The following is an 18,096-nucleotide window of genomic DNA, read 5'->3' as shown; positions in this document are numbered from 1 at the left end:
GATCCAGGCGATGCGGCCGCGCAGGCCGGCGGCGGTCCCGGCGGTCAGCGCCGTGCCGCCCAGGACGATCGCCCCCGACTCCACCGGGGCAAGGCCCGCGATCAGCGACAGAAGGGTGGACTTGCCCGACCCCGAAGGCGCGGTCAGCGCGACATGCTCGCCCGGCCGGATCGACAGGCTGAAATCCGCGAACACAGGTTCAGCGGCGCCTTCGTGCCGGAAATGAAGATGGCTGATCTCGACACCGGGTACGGCCCCTGCCCCCCCCACCGTCTCGTCGAGGGCGCCGGGCACTTCAAGACCGGGCGCCGCCAGCCGCGCCAGGCTTTCCTCGGCGGCGACACCGGCCGCGCGGTCGTGCCAGACGGCCGAGAGATCGCGCAGCGGCTCGAAGAAGGCGGGCGCGAGCATGAGGATGAACAGGCCCTGCCCGAGGTCGAGCTTGCCGCCCCAGGCGCCGAATTCGAGCTGGCCCAGCAGGTGAAAGCCGACATAGACCGCGACCATGGCAACGCCCAGCGCCGAGAACAGCTCAAGCACCGCCGAAGACAGGAAAGCGATGCGCAGCACCGCCATGGTGCGTTGTTGCAGGCCCCGGGCACTGGCCGCCAGCCGCTCGGCCGTCGCCTCGATGGCGCCGAGGCCGCGAATGGTGGCGAGGCCCCGCAGCCGATCGAGCAGAAAGGCGTTCATGCCGCCCATCTCGATCATCTGCGCTTCGCTCGCCGCCTTGGCACGCCAGCCGACCAGCGCCATGAACACCGGAATCAGCGGCGCCGCGAGCAGCAGAATCAGCGCCGCCAGCCAGGATTGGCTGAACACGGCCGCCAGAATCAGCGGCGGCACCAGGGCGACCCGCAGGCGCACCGGCTGGAACCGCGAGAGATAGGGCAGCAGGGTTTCCGCCTGTTCGGCCAGCACCGAGGCGGCAAGCCCGGCCGGATGCCGCCGGGGATCGAGGGGGGAGCCGGTCGCCAGCCGACGCAGGGCATGGCTCCGGGCCTCGCCCAGCAGATGCCGCGCCCGCCGATAGGACAGCCGCACCCCCGCCGCTTCCGCCAGGGGCCGCAGGAGGCCAAGGCCAAGCACGAGCGCCGCCGGCACCAGGATATCGCCAAGCCCGCCGCCCGCGGCCAGGCGCTGCACGGCATGGGCCAGCAGCGCCGCCTGCGGCAGCCAGATCAGCGCGGCCAGGACGGAAAGCAGGCTTCCCGCCTCCAAGCGGCGAACAGTCGGGGCACGGGTCACGGTCATGCCATCAACCCACAGCCACCCGGTAGGTGGCAGCCAGGGCAAGGAAGACCGGAAAATGGAGCGGAGGATTCATGGGGTTGGCTCCACGCTCGCCGCAATTTCAATTATTATTGAAATTACAGTATGCGCATATGATGACAGGAACAAGCGCAGCGCGCCCTGCGACATTCTCGTTTGACGGGTGGATGGTTTCAGGTCCGGCGGCACCCTGACGGGGCGGGTCGGGAGTGAATTCTTGACGCGCGACCAGTATCGCCGGTCCGCCGCCACGGGAACGCCTGGGGTTCTGTCAAACCCGCCGCGTTACAGGGGGCTTGCCGGCCCGATGTTACCGGGCACGATCGCCCGCGCGGCGGGAGGCCCACGCGGCTGGACGTCGGCGACATGGATCAGGTCCGGCGCAGTGAGGGGCTGCTGGTGCCAGTCCGATTGGCCATATCCCCCGGGCACGACCAGCGCCAGGGTGAAAGGAAGAAGCCCGAGGCCGGCGACGGCCTGGGTGATGCAGATCTGACAGTCGTGGCCCGGCAAGGCCGGCGCGGGCCGGTCGGCCGGCGCCTTCCCGCCAGTACTGCAAAGCGCCTCGAGAGCCGCCTGCAACGCGGCCAGCGAATTGATGCGGCCGCCATGCATGGGCGACAGCGGCGCGATCACCTGCAGACACAGGGCAAGGCCGGCCAGCAGCGCCATCATGTGACGCCGGCCGGTGTGCCGATATGCCGAAAGTGACCGCATGGAGTACATTCCACCGCTTTGACGCTTCCGAGGTAAGCCTGCCCGCCGCCTTCCGGCAATGGGACAGAACCGCGCAGCGACGCAAGCGCGCAGCGACAGATGGGCGCGGCACGGGACCCGATCCCCGCGCCACGCACGCCCCCGCCCTGCGGGAAGATCAACGCCGGCCCTATTCCAATTTATATTTTACGATTATATATAATGAAACAGACCAGCCGAAACGGGGCACAGCCATGGAACAATTCATTTCGCCGACGATCGGGGGCGCGCTGATCGCGCTGTCCGCCATCCTCATGATGGGGATGATGGGGCGAATCACCGGGATCAGCGGCATCCTCGGCACCCTGTTGCCGCCCGCCCCGGCGAGGGGCGGCGAAGCCGTCTGGCGCATCGCCTTCATCGCCGGCCTGCTGGGCGGCCCGCTGCTGCTTCAGGCCGTCACCGGCGAGAGCGGCATCGGTGCCCCCGTCGTCGGCCTGCCGATGATGATCATCGCCGGCTTCATCGTCGGCGTCGGCACCGCGCTGGGCTCGGGCTGCACCTCGGGCCATGGCATCTGCGGCCTGTCGCGCCTGTCGAAGCGCAGCTTCGTCGCCGTCGGCACCTTCATGGCGACCGGCGTCGCGACCGTCTTCGTCGTCCGTCACCTTCTCTGATCCTGGGGCAACCATCATGGCACGCACCATCACCGCCCTTGTCGCCGGGCTGATCTTCGGCCTGGGCCTTGCCCTCGCCGGCATGACCGATCCCGCCAAGGTCATCGGCTTCCTCGATCTCGCCGGGGCCTGGAACCCCGCCCTCGCCTTCGTCATGGGCGCGGGCGTCATCGTCACCTTCATCGGCTACCGCCTTGTCCTCGCCCGGCCGAAGCCGGTGCTCGATACCAAGTTCCAGATCCCGACGCGGACGGATATCGACGCCCCGCTGGTCGGCGGCGCCGCGCTGTTCGGCATCGGCTGGGGTCTCGCCGGCTATTGCCCCGGCCCCGCGCTGTCGTCGCTGATCGCCGGCAATGGCGAGGTCTTCGCCCTCGTCGGCGCCATGATCGCGGGCATGATCACGGTGCGCGTCATCAGGGCGCGCGGTTGACGGCGATGTCGGCGGATCTCTGGCGCTGGCTGGCCCTCGCGGCCGGCGCCATCGCCATCCTGGCCTTCGAATGGCACCAGCGCCGCCGCCAGACCGCCCGCCAGCGCCATGTCACCATGCGCGAGCGCTGGCTGGACGCGCTGATGGCCCGGCCGGGGCAGGAGATCGTCGCGGTCCAGACCCTGCGCAATTCGCTGATGGCGGCCAGTATCGTCGCCTCGACCACGGTGATCGCGATCATGGGCACGATCAGCCTCGTTGGGCCGGTCGCCGCCCATCTGGCCCTGCGCATCGCTGAAAGCCCGGAGGAAGCGGCTGTCCGCCCGGTCCAGCTGGCGATCGGCGCCCTCCTCGTCGTCGTGCTGTTCACGGCTTTCCTCTTCGCCACCCAGTCGGCGCGTTTCTACAACCACCTGTCCTATCTCGTCGGCTTCGGCGTCTCGGCGAGCGAGGATGACCGCCTCACGGCACGGCATTACGTCGCCCTCGCCGGGCGCTATTACAGCGACAGCCTGCGCACCATGGTCTATCTCGCCCCGCTGGTCGTCGGCCTGTTCGAGCCCCTGTCAGTGCTGCCGGGCGCGATCGTGGTCATTCTGGTGCTGGCCTATTTCGACCGGCGCCATCCATCGGCCTGAAACGAAAACGGCCGGGGAAAACCCCGGCCGTCGCGTCACCGAAAGAAAGAGCGGCTCAGTTGGCCCAGCCGGGCGCCACGCCCTCTTCCTCGACCTCTTCGGCCTCGACTTCGATCAGGGCCTCCAGGGTCTCGGGGGCATTGGCTTCGTCGTAATCATCCTCGTCGTCGGGGGCGCCTTCGCCCTTCACACGGTCCGCCGCCTTCTGGACCGCCTGATCGAGTTCGATCTGGCTGCACAGGCCGAGGGTCACGGGGTCGACCGGCTTGATGTTCTGGCTGTTCCAGTGGCTGCGGTCGCGCACCGCCTTGATGGTCGGCTTGGTCGTGCCGATCAGACGACAGACCTGGGCATCCGACAGTTCGGGATGATGGCGCAGCAGCCAGGCGATGGCGTCCGGCCGGTCCTGCCGGCGCGAGACCGGCGTGTAGCGCGGCCCCTTGGAGCGCGAACGCGGCGGCGGATTGGCCGACTCGCTGACCTTCATTTCGTAGCGGGGATTGGTCTGGGCCTTGTCCAGCTCGCTCTGGACCAGCTGGCCATGAGCCACCGGATCGAGCCCCACGATGCCCTGGAAGACTTCGCCATCGGCGATGCCCTTCACTTCGAGCGGATGCAGACCGCAGAATTTCGCGATCTGGTCGAAGGTCAGCGCCGTGTTCTCCACCAGCCAGACGGCGGTGGCCTTGGGCATCAGGGGCAGGGTCATGTCAATTCTCCACCGTTGCGACCGGCCTTCCGGCCTGCCGCTGCCACGATCATGGCCTTTAGCGATAGGGCTATATAGTCGCGGTGCGCACGGACGTCAAACCCTGCACGCTGCCGACAGGCTTACATCTCCAGCACAATCTTGCCCAGATGATCACGGTCGTCCATCCTCTCGTGCGCGCCGGCCGCGTCCGCGAGGGGGAAGCTGCGGTCGATCACCGGGCGGATCTTCCCCGCCGCCAGCAGCGGCCAGACCGTCGCCTCGAGCGAAGCCGCGATCCTGGCCTTGTCGGCGACCGAGCGGATGCGCAGGGTCGAGCCGGTGATGGTCAGGCGCTTCAGCATCACCGGCATCAGATTGACCTCGACCTGCGAGCCCTGCAGGAAGGCGATATAGACAAGGCGGCCGCCCGTCGCCATGCAGGCGATGTTGCGCGCGACATAATCGCCGCCGACCATGTCGAGCACGACGTCGACGCCCTTCTTGCCGGTCTCGGCCTTGATCACCTCGACGAAATCTTCCGTCTTGTAGTCGATCACCCGCTCTGCGCCGAGGGCCATCAGGGGCGCCCGCTTGGCCTCGCCGCCCACCGTGGTGAAGACCCGGGCGCCGAGGGCGGAGGCCAACTGGATCGCCGTGGTGCCGATGCCGCTGGCGCCGCCATGGACAAGGAAACTCTCGCCCGGCTGCAGGCCGCCCCGGTCGAAGACATTGGTCCAGACGGTGAAGAAGGTCTCGGGGATGGCCGCCGCCTCGACCATCGACAGGCCGTCCGGCACCGGCAGGCACTGCGCCGCCGGGGCGACGGCATATTCGGCATAGCCCCCGCCCGCGAGCAGCGCCATCACCCGGTCGCCGATGGCGAAGCGCGACACCTCGGGGCCGAGGGCGACGATCGTGCCCGCGCCTTCGAGGCCCGGCGTCTCGGGCGCGCCGGGCGGCGGCGGATAGGCGCCGAGGCGCTGCAACACGTCGGGCCGGTTGACCCCCGCCGCGGCGAGGCGGATCAGCACTTCGCCGGGCCCCGGACGCGGCACCGGCAGGCGGACCGGTTTCAGCACCTCGGGACCGCCGGGGCTGGTGATCGCGATCGCGGTCATGGTTTCGGGAGGGGTCGACATCGCTCGCTCCATGCTATTCTCATCGTTGGTTAGGCGAGGACGAGGCACGAGGCAAGGATGGTATTCGATCCCGAAGAGCGGCCGCGACCGAAGGCAGGGGTGGCGATCGAGCCGATCGCCCTCGATCCCCTCTCGATCGAGGACCTGGAGGCGCGGATATCCAGCGCGAAGGCGGAAATCGCCCGCTGTGTGGAAGCAATATCCAAGAAACAGGCCAGCCGCGATGCGGCAGCCGCTTTTTTCAAGATCTAGGCGAAAGAATCTTGCCACCGCCCCCATGTGGCGGGTTGACGCAGGCGGGTCGAATACGCATGATCACCCCCGCAAGTCTTCACAGGGACGGCATCACAAAAGAACGGGCTGCCCATTGGGCAGCCCGTCGCTTTTTGGGGGCCTGAAACCGGATCAGGCGGCGTGCTGGTGCTCGATCTGCGGGCCGGCGGCGACCGCGCGGGTCTCGATCGCGATCTGGCGCGGCTTCTTCGCTTCCGGCACCTCGCGCACGAGTTCGATGTGCAGCAGGCCATTCTCGAAGCTGGCGTTCACCACCTTGATGGTATCGGCGAGTTCGAAGCGGCGCTCGAAGGCGCGGGCGGCGATGCCGCGATGCAGATATTCGACACCGGACTGATCCTCGCGCGCCTTGCCGGCGATCACGAGCATGTTTTCCTTCACCGTGACATCGAGAGCTTCGGGGGCGAAACCGGCCACCGCCATGGAAATGCGGTAACGGTCGTCACCGGCCTTTTCGATGTTGTAGGGCGGGTAGCTGTTGGCCGCCTCGTCCACGCGGGCCGCGCTGTCGAGCAGGCGGGAAACCCGGTCGAAACCGATGGTCGAACGCATGAGGGGCGAGAAATCAAAGGCAGAGCGCATCGCAATTCTCCTGACGAGCAAAGGCGAGTTTCGTCTTGCGGCGGGCCCCCCGACCATCGGGCGGACCTGCGGGCCGAACCCCATGCGGGCATCCGGCACTCCTCAGGTAGGTGCGGGGAAATGCCCCTTCAAGGGGGCTGAAAACGAAAAAGGGCGACCCGGAGGCCGCCCTTTTCCATCACGCGCGCCGACAGGCGCGGGATCATTCACTGCGCCGCCAGGCGGCGCGGGATTACTTGATGCCGAACTTGGAGAAGCGCTTGTTGAAACGCGCGACCATGCCGCCCGTGTCGATGATGCGCTGATTGCCGCCGGTCCAGGCGGGATGCGAGCTCTTGTCGATATCGAGCTTCAACACATCGCCTTCCTTGCCCCAGGTGGACCGGGTCTGGAATACCGTGCCGTCCGTCATTTCGACCGTGACGACATGGTAGTCGGGGTGAATGCCTTCCTTCATCACTCTGCTCCTTGACCACGGAACCTGCCGCCGGCCACGAGAAAATCTGATCGACCTTGTGTCGAGAAGCCGCGTTCCTAACGGAATTGCCGGCCCTTGGCAATGGTCATTGGAGAAAATTGCCGCTGCCGCCTTCCCGGTCTCACAGGCGGGACAGGAGTTCCGCCTTCTTCGCGCCGAATTCCTGATCGGTCAGGATGCCCTTGGCGTGCAGCGCCGCCAGTTTCTCGATCGCCGCGAAGATATCGCCTTCGGCCGCGGGGGCCGGCGCCGGCGATTCGAAAGCGGGGGGCATGGAGACCGGCGGGACATAGACCGGCGGGGCGTAGACCGGCTGCGGCGGCGCGGGCGGGGCCTGGCCGTCGATCGAGACCACCGGCAGGCCGGCGACATCGACAAGGCCATATTGGCTGGTGAAGCTGAGCGAGCCGCCATAGGACTGCTGCTGGGAGAAGCCGCCGATATTGTGGTCCAGCGTGTCATAGACCGTGACATGGCCGCCGGTCGCGATCGCGAGGCGCCGGCTGTCGGCGAAATAGGCATAGCGGACATCGTTCTGCGCCCCGGTCGATGAGGCGAAGCCGAGGTCCGCCGGCCACCAGTTGGCGCCCTGCCCCGGCGGCGGCGGCACGAACAGGCTGGCCGCGCCAAAACCGGCTTCCATGCCGCCACTCCCCCCGCTGCCCTGATACTGGCTGTTCTGGTAGGGGCCACCCTGATACTGGCCGCCCTGCGATTGCGACTGGAACGAGCCGGTGCGGATCAGGTCGGGCTGATTGGCGACGAGATTCGACAATTCGGTGCACAGGCCATCGACCCGGCCCTTCAGGTAATTGTTGAACATGTCGGAGAGCATGATCATGCCGCCGCGCATCCATTGGCCGGAGCCGGCGAATTCCGGGTGATTGAACTGGGCCATGCTGCCGTTGCCGTCGATCACGCTGCCCAACATGCTGGCGACCGCGTCGGGGCTGAAACCATGGCGCTGGGCGATGTCGTTGACGGCCTGCTGCCCGGCAGGTGAAAGCTGTCGCATTGTGGATCCTGGGAGGGAGGGGGAGCTTGGCCGCCACAATGCGCCAATCGCGCCGCGATGGCGAGGTGCAACGGCGGGACGGCCACAGATTCCGCCCCCGGGATTGGCACGGCGGCAATTGCTGGCTATTACTGGCGGCCATTCCCGTAACCTGATGGTCATTCCCCATGAGCGACAGCCTGCCCGATCGGCTTTCCACCAATCCGAAGAGCCCCCACTACAACGAAGACCTCCTGAAGCGCGGCATCGGCATCCGCTTCAAGGGTGTCGAAAAGACCAATGTCGACGAATATTGCATCAGCGAGGGCTGGATCCGCGTCGCCGCCGGCAATGCCCGCGACCGTTTCGGCAATCCGCTGACCATTCTCCTCAAGGGCCCGGTCGAGCCGTTCCTGCGCGACACGCCGGAAGGCTGACCCCCTCATGCTGAGCGACGAGCAGCTGGACCGCTATGCCCGGCACATCATCCTGCGGGAGGTGGGCGGGGCCGGTCAGGCCAGGCTGCTCGCCTCGCGAGTGCTGATCGTCGGGGCGGGCGGCCTCGGCGCGCCGGCCGCGCTCTATCTCGCGGCGGCCGGCGTCGGCACCATCGGCCTCGTCGATGCCGACACGGTTGCCCTGTCCAATCTGCAACGCCAGATCCTCTATCGCACCGAGGACGTCGGCCGGCCCAAGGTCGAGGCCGCTGCCGAAGCCCTGCACCGGCTGGACCCCGATATCGCCATCGAACTGCACCCCCTTCATTTGGACGAGGCGGCGGCGCACGATCTGGTGAAATCCTACGATCTGGTACTGGACGGAACCGATAATTTCGCCACGCGCCATGCGGTCAACCGGGCCTGCGTCGCCGCCAGGCGCCCGCTGGTTTCCGGGGCCGTATCCCAGTTCGAGGGGCAGGTCGCCACCTTCCGTGGCCAGCCCTGTTACCATTGCTTCGTGCCCGAAGGCACCACGGCCGCCGCCGATTGCGCGGGCCAGGGTGTTCTCGGCGCCATGACCGGCGTGATCGGCAGCCTGATGGCGGTCGAGGCGCTGAAGGAATTGGTCGGCATGGGTGAAAGCCTCGCTGGCCGTCTTGTGCTCTACGACGCTTTGTACACCCGCTTCCGCACCCTCCGTCTTGCCAAGGACCCTGCCTGCCCGGTGTGCGGCGGGGGATAGGACCCCCGTCATGAGCGATACCGCAGCGCCGCCTGTCCGCCCCTATAGCGACGAGGATTTCGGCCGGTTGCGGCGCCTGGTCGGCCCGGCCGTCGAACTCTGGGGCGCGCTGACCGATCCCGTCTTCGAGGGGATCGAGAATATTCCGGTCGAAGGTCCTGTGCTGATGGTCGGCAACCACGGCATGATGGGCACGCTCGATGCCGCCATCATGTGCTTTGGCCTGCGTCAGCGTCTCGGCATCTGGCCGCGCGGCCTGGCCGACCATGTCCATTTCCGCATTCCCGCCTGGCGCGACCTGTTCCGGGCCGCCGGCGCCGTCGAGGGCACCCCTGACGGCTTCCGCGCCCTGATGGCGGTGGGCGCCCATGTCGTCGTCTATCCGGGCGGGGTGGGCGAGGTTTTCAAGCGCAAGGGCGAACAATATCACCTGCGCTGGAAGCAGCGGATCGGCTTTGCCCGGCTGGCGATCGAGGCAGGCTGCAAGGTCGTGCCCTTTTCCGCCGTCGGCGCCGACGACAGCTATTCGGTCCTGATGGGTTCGGACGAGATGCTGAATATCCCGGGGGCGGCCGCCCTTGCCCGCCGGCTGAAGCTGAAGCCCGACTATGTCGGGCTTTACCGCGGCCTCGGCCTGACCGCCCTGCCCCGGCCGGAGCGCTACTACTTCCACTTCGCCCCGGCGATCGACACGGGGCGATTCGGCGGCGATGCCACCGATGACAATGCCTGGGCGCTCCGCCGCGAGGTCGAGACGGCGGTGGAAAGCGGGATCGAAACCCTGCTGGCGAAACAGGCCGAAGACCCGGACCGGCAGTTCCGCCGCCGCGCCCTGCCGCTGGCCAAAGGCTTGTGGCGGCGGATGCGCGGCAGCGCCTGATCAGACGCCACGATAGGCGGGCGGGCGCTTTTCCTTGAAGGAGGCGACACCTTCCGCCGCATCCCCGGTCGCGGCCAGTCGGGCCGTCACCGCCGAGAGATCGCCGATCGCCGCTTTCGGCCCGTCGAGCAGGGCAAGCCGCGCGTTGGCGAGGCTGGCCTGCACCGCCAGCGGCGCCTGTTGGGCGATTCGCCGGGCGATCGCCAGCGCGGCCTCGAATTCCGTCCCCGGCTCGACCACGTCCTGCACGAAGCCGTAGTCGCGCGCCGTCCGCGCATCGAAATCGTCGCCGGTGAGAATCAGCTTCATGGCATTGCCCCAGCCGGCGCGCTGCGCCATGCGGATGGTGGCACCGCCATAGGCCATGATGCCCCGCTTCACCTCGAGCTGGGCGAAACGGCTGTCGCTGGCGGCGATGGCGATATCGGCGGCGAGAATCAGCTCGATCCCGATGGTGAAGCAGATGCCCGCGGTCGCGACCACCACCGGCTTCGACGAGCGCCGGCCGTTGAGGCCGAGGGGATCGACCAGGCCATCGGGAAACAGCGGATCGCCGTCTCGCTGGGATGCCGCCATCTTCGGCAGGTCGAGCCCGCCGGTGAAATGTCCGCCCGCCGCGTGCAGCAGGCCGACCCGGGCCCCGGCCGTGTCTTCCAGCGCCGTATAGGCCTGCGCCAGCTCATGCAGCATCTTCGGGGTGAAACCGTTGCGCTTCTCGGCCCGGTCGATACAGATGGCGAAAACCCCGCCTTCCAGCAATTCGGTGGTGATCTGGCCGTCCTCGTGGCGCGCGCTCATTACGTCGTTTCCTTTGTTCTTGTGCTTGATCTTCGGGTGCGAGGCATGGTCCATAGGCGCCGGGCTTATGCAAGGGGCTTTCCCCTGATCGCCGTCCCCCTGATCCGCCGGTTCCTGACGGATTGACAGGGATGGCAGGCGACAGTATGGTCCGCGCTCACTTTTCGGCGCCTCGGGCGCCGCTCTCGTTTATGGCCGTAGGGCCGGGTTGGTTGTCATGAAGATCGTCAATTCCCTGAAGACTCTGAAGACCCGTCATCGCGATTGCCGCGTGATCCGTCGTCGTGGCCGCGTCTATGTGATCAACAAGACGCAGCCCCGCTACAAGGCCCGCCAGGGCTGAGGCCGGAGCCCGTCGATCCATGGTCGCCGCGGTCGTCTTCGATCTCGGCAAGGTGCTGATCGACTGGGATCCGCGATACCTCTATCGTCGGCGCTTCGGTGCCGACGAAGCGGCGATGGAGGAATTCCTGTCCTCCGTCTGTTCCATGACATGGCACACGCGCTGTGACGCCGGCGTGCCCATGGCCGAGAACGTCCGCGACCTGGCCGCGCGCCATCCCGACAAGGCGGATCTGATCCGCGCCTGGGACGAGGAATGGCCGGCGATGTTCGCCGGCACCATTCCGGGTTCGGTCGAGCTGCTGGAAAAGCTGCACGAGAGGGGCACGCCCCTCTTCGCCATCACCAATTACCCGGCGGACAAATGGCCGCACGGGCTTTCGCTGTTTCCGTTCCTCGGCCATTTCCGCGACGTGCTCGTTTCGGGAATCGAGAAGCTGGCCAAGCCCGATCCCGAGATCTTTCGCCGCGCCTGCGATCGATTCGGCATCCGCCCGGAAACCAGCCTGTTCATCGACGATCTGGCGGCCAATGTCGCCGCCGCCGCCGCCCTTGGTTTCGAGACCCATCATTTCAGGGGTGCCGATGGCCTGCGCGCGGACCTGATGGCGCGCGGGCTGATCTGAAGGGCCAGGGCGCGCGCCGGGGCCAGCCTTAATGACCCCTTAAGCCTCTCGCCCGTACAACCATTGCAGGGGCCACCCGTGACTTCACAGGGGGCGGAATGCATCAGCACCAGGAAAAGGCCGCGCAGACGGCGCTAGTTCATATCGCGAAGGATGCCGGGCTTCTCGGCGTCGAGATCGCCGACGTCACCGGCCTTGTCGAGACGGTCGCCACCGAGGTCGAGGGCCAGGCGCGGGCATTCAGCCAGTTGCGCCTCGACGCCGACGAACTCGCGGGCTCGAACCGCACCATTCTCAACGCCGTGACCGATGCGCGGGAAACCAGTCGTTCCGCCGCCGAGGCCATGCGCCGGAGCGAGAGCGAAGTCGGCCTGTCGCTGGCCGAAATCCGCGGCCTCGTCGCCAACGCCGTCGCCGTCGCCGCCGAATTGCGGAAACTCGTCGCCTCGCTCGAGGATGTGCGCAAGGTCGCGCGCGGTATCGATGGCATCGCCCGCCAGACCAATCTCCTCGCCCTCAACGCCTCGATCGAGGCCGCCCGCGCCGGCGAAGCCGGCCGGGGCTTCGCCGTCGTCGCCGCCGAAGTGAAGGCCCTCGCCCGCTCGACCTCGGTCGCGACGACCGAGATCGACGCGACGCTGGCCATGCTGGGCAAGCAGAGCGCCCGCCTGGTCGAGGAAAGCGACGCCGCCAGCCAGCGCGCGGAAGCGGTCGAACAGGGGACCTCCACGATTGGCGCCGCCATCGGCGAACTGGCCCGCCGCTTCGCCACCGTCGACGACGGTATCGGCGCCATCGCCGGCGCCGCCGACAGTATCGCGGCCCGGGTCGACGGGCTGGTCGGCACCGTCACCACCATGGCCGACGGGGTCGAGCGGTCGTCGCATTCCCTCACGCAGGCCCGGGACCGCGGCGCCAACGTGCTCGGTATCGCCGAACATCTGCTGGGGCAAACCGTGGTGCCGGGTATCGAGACCACGGATACGCTGGTGCTGGCCGCCGCCATGACGGCCCGCGACGCGATCGAGGCCGCCCTTGGCCGCGAACTCGCCAGCGGCCGGGTCCAGACCGCCGATCTGTTCGACGAAAACTACGTGGAGATCGCCGGCAGCACGCCGCGACAGTTCATGACCCGCTTCACCAGCCTGACCGACAAGATCCTGCCGGCGATTCAGGAGCCTGTCCTGGGGGCCGATCCACATGTGGTTTTCGCCGTCGCCATCGACCGCAACGGCTATCTGCCGACCCATAATGAAGCCTTTTCCCGCCCTCAGGGCCGCGACCCGGACTGGAATGCCGCCAACTGCCGGAACCGGCGCCTGTTCACCGATCGTGTCGGCATGGGCGCGGCGCGGAATACCGGCCCCTTCCTGCTGCAATCCTATCGCCGCGACATGGGCGGCGGAAAATTCGCCCTGATGAAGGATCTGTCGGTGCCGATCACCATCGGCGGCCGACATTGGGGCGGCTTTCGTGTCGGCTATCGCGTGTGAGCGTCGATCTTCCCGGCTTTGTTCCCGGACCTGCCCCGATGGGAACAGTTGAAGTTGCAAGCCATGCCCCCGGCATGTTTGCGTGAATGACCTGAACCCCGCCCGAGGAGCCGAAAACCCGCCATGTCGTCCGCACCCCCGCCTTCCCCGAGACACGCCGCCCCCGGGCCGGCCGCCAAGGTGGTCCTGGTGCTGGATGACCATGTCGCGCTGCGCGAGGAACTGGCGGAATATTTCGGGTCGATGGGCTATCAGGTCATGCAGGCGGGCGATGGCCCCAGCCTGTCCGCCGCCCTGCGCCAGCATCGGCCGGACCTCGCGGTCCTCGACATCGACCTGCCGGGCTGGAACGGCATCGAGATCGCGCAGGCCATGCACCGGCGCGATCCCTCGGTTCGCATCATCCTGATGACGGGCAACCCCACCTGGGTCACCCCGGCCCTGAGCACGACATCCGGCGCTTTCGCCCTGGTGGAAAAGCCGATCGATCTCGCCCGCCTGTCGCGGGTGGTCAAGGCCGCCCTGCTCTAATTACCAGTTGGCGAATTCGGCCTGACGGCGCGGGGCGTCGGCTTCGGTCGCCGGCAGGCCGATATCCGTCAACAGGTGACCCGAGGTCGCGCCAAGCCGGGCCAACTCACGCCGCTGAATGCGCCGGGTGCGCCGGGCCGCATGATCATCGATCATGACGCCGACAAGACGGCCAAGGCGGGCCAGCAGGTTGCCGGCGTTGCGGTTGGTGTTGAAAACGAGGGTGGTCATGGCTTGCATCCATTGCTTCTGAGCATGAAGATGGCTTCCGCTCGTTGTTTTCGCCATGGAGTTCTGATCATGAACTCATCAGTTTTCCTCATGCCTCTCGCACCTGCGGGAGACGGGCGATGATCGGCCGCGGCCAATTGCCGTCGCTGAATGCCCTGCGCGCCTTCGAGGTGGCGGGCCGGCTGCGCAGCTTTTCCAGGGCGGCGGAGGAACTGGGCGTGACGCAAGGCGCGATCTCGCGCCAGATCAAGCTGCTCGAAGGGCAATTGGGGATCGAGTTGTTTCACCGCCTCGCGACCGGCGTTTCGCTGACCGAGGAAGGCGACAAGTTCCTGCCGGTGCTGACCGATTGCTTCGTGAAGATGACCGAGGCTTCGGCGTCGCTGCGGGACGATCCCTTCCGCCTGTCGATCGGGGCGCCGCCCTCGTTCGGGATGCGCTGGCTGATGCCGCGCCTGCCGCGCTTCCAGGCCGAACACCCGCGCATCGACGCCCGCCTGACCATCACCACCGACGATATCGCCGATCTCGCGGGTTTCGATGCCGGCGTCCATTACGGGGCGACGCCGCCGCCCGGGCTGCACGCCCTGAAGCTGGCGGGGGAGCGGCTGGTGCCGGTGGCCGCCCCGCGTCTGATCGATGACCCGGAGCGGCCATTGAAGACGCCCCAGGACCTGGCGCGCCATACGCTGATCGACACGGTGCCGGACCGGCGGTACTGGCGGCTGTGGCTGCAGGTGGTCGGCCATGACAGCGTGACGGGCGAGCGGGCTCAGGTCATCACCATTCTGGACATGGCCCTGCGGGTGGCCGAGCAGGGTCTTGGCATCGCCATCGGCGATGTCGCCATGATCGCCGACGACATCGCCCTCGGCCGGCTGGTGGCGCCCTTCCCGGTCGAGGTGCCGTCGGGCTTTTCCTATTGGCTGGTGGCCCGGCCCGAAGCCTCGGCCCGGCCCAAGCTGCGCAGCCTGTTCCGTTTCATGGAAAAGGAAGCCCGGGCGACGGCGGCCCTCAAACTGAAGCCGCCGTCGGTGCCTTGAGACTTACTCCGCCGCCATCGGCAGGCCGGAGACGAAGCCCGTTTCGACCTCGGGCTTCAACCGCGCGAGCCCCTGGGCCAGGCGGCGCCAGCAGCGCTCGCCAGTGGCGCCCTTGCGCCAGACGATGCCGATGGTGCGGCCCGGCGCCGGCTCGGGCAGGCGGCGAACGACGGTGCCGTCACCCAGATGGCTCTCGACGGCGACGGCCATGGCCGGCAGCAGGGTCACCCCCCTGCCCCGCCCGACGAGCCGCGCCAGGGTGGACAGGGACGATGCCCGCATCGGCGCCCGGAGCTGACCGTCATCGCACAGGCTGAGCGCCTGATCGGCGAGGCAATGGCCTTCCTCGAGCAGCAGGAGGGGACGATCCGCGAGCGCCTCGACCGAGACCTCGGCCAAAGCCGCCAGCGGGTCGGCCTGGGGCAGCAGGGCCAGGAACGGCTCGGCGAAGGCCACCGCGGTTTCGAGATCGCGGCCCAGCACGCCGATCTGCGGCAGGGCGAGGAGCGCGGCGTCGAGCGTGCCGGCGCGCAACGCGGCGACAAGCTCGCCCGTCCGCCCTTCGATCAGTTCCAGCCCCTCGGCGGCATAGGAAACGCCGAGGTCGACGACGTCGGGCCCCAGATAGGGCGCGATGGTCGGAATGACGCCAAGGCGCAGCGGCCGGGCAGCGGCGGCGGCGGCGAGGGCCCGCAGGCCTTCAACCTCGGCCAGGATACCGCGGGACTTGGCGATCACCGCCTCGCCCAGCGCCGTTGGCGTGACGCCCCGGCGCGAGCGGGTCAGCACGAGCCCGTCGAGCGACTGCTCGAGCAACTGGATCTGGGCGGTCATCGCCGGCTGACTGACGTTCAGCGCCGTCGCCGCCTTGCGGAAACTCTGGTGGTCGGCGACGGCGACGAGATAGCGGATCTGGCGCAGCGAAATCGACATGGACGTCATTCCTTCGACGAGACGGGCGACCGAAACGGGGGACAACGCGGCTTCCGGCCAGCCTCCCTGGCCGGATACCGCCCGGCCGAAACGCCGGCCGATGTGTTACCGCCCGGCCGAAACGCCGGCCGATGTGTTACCGCCCGTTTGTAGCGTCTTTGCGAATGACTTGCAATTTCGTTTTTAACTGCGCTGGTCAGAACCGCAATCGACCGGCCTCGATGTCGGCATGAAGCGCCGGGGTCAGGGCGGTGATGCCGCCCAGATCCGGATGCCGGATATAGAGGGGATCGGCCACCCTGCCCGGATCGAAGCCTTCCTTAACCAGATCGACCTTGCGGTGCTTGAAGGTGCCGGTGATCTCGATCTCGCCCTGCAGGCGCAGGAAATAGGGCTGGGCATAGGCCGGCAGGTTCTTCGCGATATAGGCATCGAGGGCCGGGAGGTCGAGAGTGTCGGCGGCGACCATGGACACCATGCCGGCGCGGCCGTCGCACTTCGGCACCTGGACGCCGAAGACATTCACCTCCCGCACGCCGGGGAAGGTGGAAAGCACTTCGGCCACCTCGGCGGTCGAGACATTCTCGCCTTTCCAGCGGAAGGTGTCGCCGATGCGGTCGACGAAGTAGAAGTAACCATCCTTGTCCCGGCGCATCAGGTCGCCGGTGCGGAACCACATGTCGCCCCTGGCGAAGACATCGCGCAGGATCTTCTTCTCGGTCTCGGCCTTGCCCTTGTAACCCTCGAAGCGGCCGACCGCCTTCTTCGGGTCCTGGGGGATGAGGCCGATGGTCTCGCCCGGCTCGTCGGCCGCGCATTCGATGCAGAACCCCTCGGCATCGCGCACGGGCTGTTCGGTCGCGACGTCGAACTTGATGATCTTCGTGTTGAACACCCGGTCCAGATAGAAGGGAATCCGGCCGATCGCCCCCACTTTGCCGTCGGCGTTGATCAGGGCGACATTGCCTTCGGTCGCCGCGTAGAATTCGACGATGCGCGGAATGGCGAAGCGTTCCTGGAAGGTCGGCCAGATCTCCGGCCGCAGGCCGTTGCCGCAGGCGACCCGCAGATGATGCTCGCGCTCCTTCGGATGGGGCGGCGTGTTCACGAGATAGCGGCACAATTCGCCGATATACTGGAAGCAGGTCGCGTCGTAACGCACCACATCGTCCCAGAACTGGCTGGCGGAGAATTTCCGCCGCAGGATCACCGTGCCACCGACCGAGAGCATCGAGCCGACGGCGATGATGCAGCCCGCCGAATGATAGAGCGGCAGCACGCAATACATGCGGTCGTGGCGCGTCGCATCCATCTGGGCGGCGAAGGCGTTGCAGGCCTGCAGAAAGCGGTAATGGCTGATTTGGGCCGCCTTGGGATTGCCGGTGGTGCCCGAGGTGTAGATGTAGAACAGATTGTCCTTGGCGATCAGGTCGGGGCGCCGGTCGCGCGGCAATTCCTCGGTCGGCCGGGCGGCGACGGCGGCATCGAAATCGGCGGCGCCGCGGATCGCGCCGGCGGAGGCGTGAACTGGCGGCAGCACTTCCATCAGGCCGCGGATCGACTCCAGCGCCTCGGCATATTCGGCGTCGATGATCAGGGCCTTGGGCGCGGCGACGCCGAGGCTGTGGTTGAGCTGACCGCCGGTGAGATTGGTGTTGATGAGGGCGATGCAGGCCCCGGCCTTGGCCAGGCCAAGCCAGGTGATGATGAATTCAGGCCGGTTGGCCATCATCAGGGCCACCACGTCGCCCTTGCCGATACCCTGCCCTTGCGCCCAATGGGCGACCTGATTGGCCCTGGCGTCGAGACTGGCCCAGCTGACCGCCTGCCGCTCGAACAGGATGGCGGTGGCCTTGCCGCCCCGGCGCGCCTGCTGCTCGACCATCTGGACAACGGTATGGTCGCTGTCGAGGCGGATGGAACTGAGCCGCCAGAGCACGGAGACCATGCTCTCGACATAGTTCAGCTCCATCTGGGTCCGGCCCACCAGACCCGTCGGATCCAGCCGCTTCGCCAGATTCAGAATACCGTTCAGCATGTCGTTTTCTCTCCCCGTTTGCCATTTTCCTTACCCAACTCGGTCGCCCGGGTCCAGTGGCAAGTGACATTTTGTCATTGAAGCGGCGCGGCACGACGGGCCGCG

General features: G+C 67.4%; 23 protein-coding genes. 12 read left to right on the top strand and 11 right to left on the bottom strand.

Translation table 11 applies throughout. The features are described 5' to 3' along the window. Together WAZ62_RS12220 and WAZ62_RS12215 are read right to left on the bottom strand one after the other, a co-directional pair. Positions 1–1,254, bottom strand: a 1,254-nt coding sequence (locus WAZ62_RS12220) for an ABC transporter transmembrane domain-containing protein (protein WP_422643802.1), incomplete at its 3' end; no start/stop codon positions are given. Between the two features lie 303 nt (positions 1,255–1,557). Further along, positions 1,558–1,989, bottom strand: a complete 432-nt coding sequence (locus tag WAZ62_RS12215; RefSeq protein WP_422643800.1) for a hypothetical protein — start codon at positions 1,987–1,989, stop codon at positions 1,558–1,560. A 233-nt stretch (positions 1,990–2,222) separates the two neighbouring features. Between WAZ62_RS12215 and WAZ62_RS12210 the strand changes: the two genes are divergently transcribed. From WAZ62_RS12210 to WAZ62_RS12200, 3 genes are read left to right on the top strand one after another with little or no spacing between them, the layout of a single operon-like run. Beyond that, positions 2,223–2,645, top strand: coding sequence for a YeeE/YedE family protein (locus tag WAZ62_RS12210; RefSeq protein WP_422643798.1), 423 nt, complete (start codon positions 2,223–2,225; stop codon positions 2,643–2,645). A gap of 16 nt (positions 2,646–2,661) precedes the next feature. Then, positions 2,662–3,078, top strand: a complete 417-nt coding sequence (locus WAZ62_RS12205) for a DUF6691 family protein (RefSeq protein ID WP_422643797.1) — start codon at positions 2,662–2,664, stop codon at positions 3,076–3,078. Between the two features lie 5 nt (positions 3,079–3,083). Beyond that, a complete protein-coding gene (locus WAZ62_RS12200; RefSeq protein ID WP_422643809.1) occupies positions 3,084–3,716 on the top strand; it encodes a DUF599 domain-containing protein in 633 nt (210 codons plus the stop codon). A gap of 55 nt (positions 3,717–3,771) precedes the next feature. Here the strand turns inward: WAZ62_RS12200 and WAZ62_RS12195 are convergent, their stop codons facing one another. Beyond that, the gene (locus WAZ62_RS12195) at positions 3,772–4,425 is read right to left on the bottom strand and encodes a DUF1013 domain-containing protein (RefSeq protein WP_422643796.1); all 654 of its coding nucleotides are present in this window, start codon (positions 4,423–4,425) and stop codon (positions 3,772–3,774) included. A 122-nt stretch (positions 4,426–4,547) separates the two neighbouring features. Then, positions 4,548–5,546: an NAD(P)H-quinone oxidoreductase gene (locus WAZ62_RS12190; protein WP_422643795.1), complete on the bottom strand. Its 999-nt coding sequence runs from the start codon at positions 5,544–5,546 to the stop codon at positions 4,548–4,550. A gap of 57 nt (positions 5,547–5,603) precedes the next feature. Here WAZ62_RS12190 and WAZ62_RS12185 point away from each other — a divergent pair, with 57 nt between their 5' ends. Continuing rightward, the gene (locus tag WAZ62_RS12185) at positions 5,604–5,798 is read left to right on the top strand and encodes a DUF1192 domain-containing protein (protein ID WP_422643793.1); all 195 of its coding nucleotides are present in this window, start codon (positions 5,604–5,606) and stop codon (positions 5,796–5,798) included. A gap of 153 nt (positions 5,799–5,951) precedes the next feature. Here the strand turns inward: WAZ62_RS12185 and WAZ62_RS12180 are convergent, their stop codons facing one another. From WAZ62_RS12180 to WAZ62_RS12170, 3 genes are all read right to left on the bottom strand, one after another. Then, the gene (locus WAZ62_RS12180) at positions 5,952–6,422 is read right to left on the bottom strand and encodes an Hsp20 family protein (RefSeq protein WP_422643791.1); all 471 of its coding nucleotides are present in this window, start codon (positions 6,420–6,422) and stop codon (positions 5,952–5,954) included. Between the two features lie 232 nt (positions 6,423–6,654). Then, positions 6,655–6,879, bottom strand: coding sequence for a 50S ribosomal protein L31 (gene rpmE, locus WAZ62_RS12175; protein ID WP_422643790.1), 225 nt, complete (start codon positions 6,877–6,879; stop codon positions 6,655–6,657). A gap of 142 nt (positions 6,880–7,021) precedes the next feature. Continuing rightward, on the bottom strand, positions 7,022–7,915 hold the full coding sequence (locus tag WAZ62_RS12170) for an SHOCT domain-containing protein (protein WP_422643788.1): 894 nt from the start codon (positions 7,913–7,915) through the stop codon (positions 7,022–7,024). Between the two features lie 167 nt (positions 7,916–8,082). On the opposite strand from WAZ62_RS12170, the gene WAZ62_RS12165 reads away from it, so the two are divergent. From WAZ62_RS12165 to WAZ62_RS12155, 3 genes are read left to right on the top strand one after another with little or no spacing between them, the layout of a single operon-like run. After that, on the top strand, positions 8,083–8,331 hold the full coding sequence (locus WAZ62_RS12165; RefSeq protein ID WP_422643787.1) for a DUF3297 family protein: 249 nt from the start codon (positions 8,083–8,085) through the stop codon (positions 8,329–8,331). Between the two features lie 7 nt (positions 8,332–8,338). Next, positions 8,339–9,076 (top strand): HesA/MoeB/ThiF family protein, encoded by a 738-nt coding sequence (locus WAZ62_RS12160; protein ID WP_422643785.1) that lies wholly within the window; start codon positions 8,339–8,341, stop codon positions 9,074–9,076. A gap of 10 nt (positions 9,077–9,086) precedes the next feature. Beyond that, the gene (locus WAZ62_RS12155; RefSeq protein WP_422643784.1) at positions 9,087–9,956 is read left to right on the top strand and encodes a lysophospholipid acyltransferase family protein; all 870 of its coding nucleotides are present in this window, start codon (positions 9,087–9,089) and stop codon (positions 9,954–9,956) included. On the opposite strand, the gene WAZ62_RS12150 is transcribed toward WAZ62_RS12155, so the two are convergent. Continuing rightward, positions 9,957–10,754: a crotonase/enoyl-CoA hydratase family protein gene (locus WAZ62_RS12150; RefSeq protein ID WP_422643783.1), complete on the bottom strand. Its 798-nt coding sequence runs from the start codon at positions 10,752–10,754 to the stop codon at positions 9,957–9,959. A gap of 217 nt (positions 10,755–10,971) precedes the next feature. On the opposite strand from WAZ62_RS12150, the gene ykgO reads away from it, so the two are divergent. The 4 genes from ykgO (at position 10,972) to WAZ62_RS12130 (ending at position 13,746) form a co-directional block, all read left to right on the top strand. Next, on the top strand, positions 10,972–11,097 hold the full coding sequence (gene ykgO, locus WAZ62_RS12145; RefSeq protein ID WP_109903173.1) for a type B 50S ribosomal protein L36: 126 nt from the start codon (positions 10,972–10,974) through the stop codon (positions 11,095–11,097). A 19-nt stretch (positions 11,098–11,116) separates the two neighbouring features. Next, complete coding sequence (locus tag WAZ62_RS12140) at positions 11,117–11,722, top strand: HAD family hydrolase (RefSeq protein ID WP_422643781.1); 606 nt, start codon at positions 11,117–11,119, stop codon at positions 11,720–11,722. Between the two features lie 98 nt (positions 11,723–11,820). Beyond that, on the top strand, positions 11,821–13,215 hold the full coding sequence (locus WAZ62_RS12135) for a methyl-accepting chemotaxis protein (RefSeq protein WP_422643780.1): 1,395 nt from the start codon (positions 11,821–11,823) through the stop codon (positions 13,213–13,215). Between the two features lie 123 nt (positions 13,216–13,338). After that, positions 13,339–13,746, top strand: a complete 408-nt coding sequence (locus WAZ62_RS12130; RefSeq protein ID WP_422643779.1) for a response regulator — start codon at positions 13,339–13,341, stop codon at positions 13,744–13,746. On the opposite strand, the gene WAZ62_RS12125 is transcribed toward WAZ62_RS12130, so the two are convergent. Continuing rightward, complete coding sequence (locus WAZ62_RS12125) at positions 13,747–13,977, bottom strand: hypothetical protein (protein ID WP_422643778.1); 231 nt, start codon at positions 13,975–13,977, stop codon at positions 13,747–13,749. Between the two features lie 119 nt (positions 13,978–14,096). Between WAZ62_RS12125 and WAZ62_RS12120 the strand changes: the two genes are divergently transcribed. Then, positions 14,097–15,020 carry a LysR substrate-binding domain-containing protein gene (locus WAZ62_RS12120; RefSeq protein WP_422643777.1) on the top strand — a complete coding sequence of 308 codons (924 nt, stop codon included), beginning with the start codon at positions 14,097–14,099 and terminating at the stop codon, positions 15,018–15,020. Between the two features lie 3 nt (positions 15,021–15,023). On the opposite strand, the gene WAZ62_RS12115 is transcribed toward WAZ62_RS12120, so the two are convergent. Next, positions 15,024–15,953 carry a hydrogen peroxide-inducible genes activator gene (locus WAZ62_RS12115; protein WP_422643776.1) on the bottom strand — a complete coding sequence of 310 codons (930 nt, stop codon included), beginning with the start codon at positions 15,951–15,953 and terminating at the stop codon, positions 15,024–15,026. Between the two features lie 196 nt (positions 15,954–16,149). Next, positions 16,150–17,991: a long-chain-acyl-CoA synthetase gene (locus tag WAZ62_RS12110; protein WP_422643775.1), complete on the bottom strand. Its 1,842-nt coding sequence runs from the start codon at positions 17,989–17,991 to the stop codon at positions 16,150–16,152. Positions 17,992–18,096: the final 105 nt, after the last annotated feature.

The sequence above is a fragment of the Zavarzinia sp. genome, assembly GCF_049306435.1.
In the GTDB taxonomy this organism is placed as follows: domain Bacteria; phylum Pseudomonadota; class Alphaproteobacteria; order Zavarziniales; family Zavarziniaceae; genus Zavarzinia.
The sequence above is the reverse complement of the archived record's forward strand: the minus strand, read 5'-3'. Positions and strand labels throughout refer to the sequence as shown.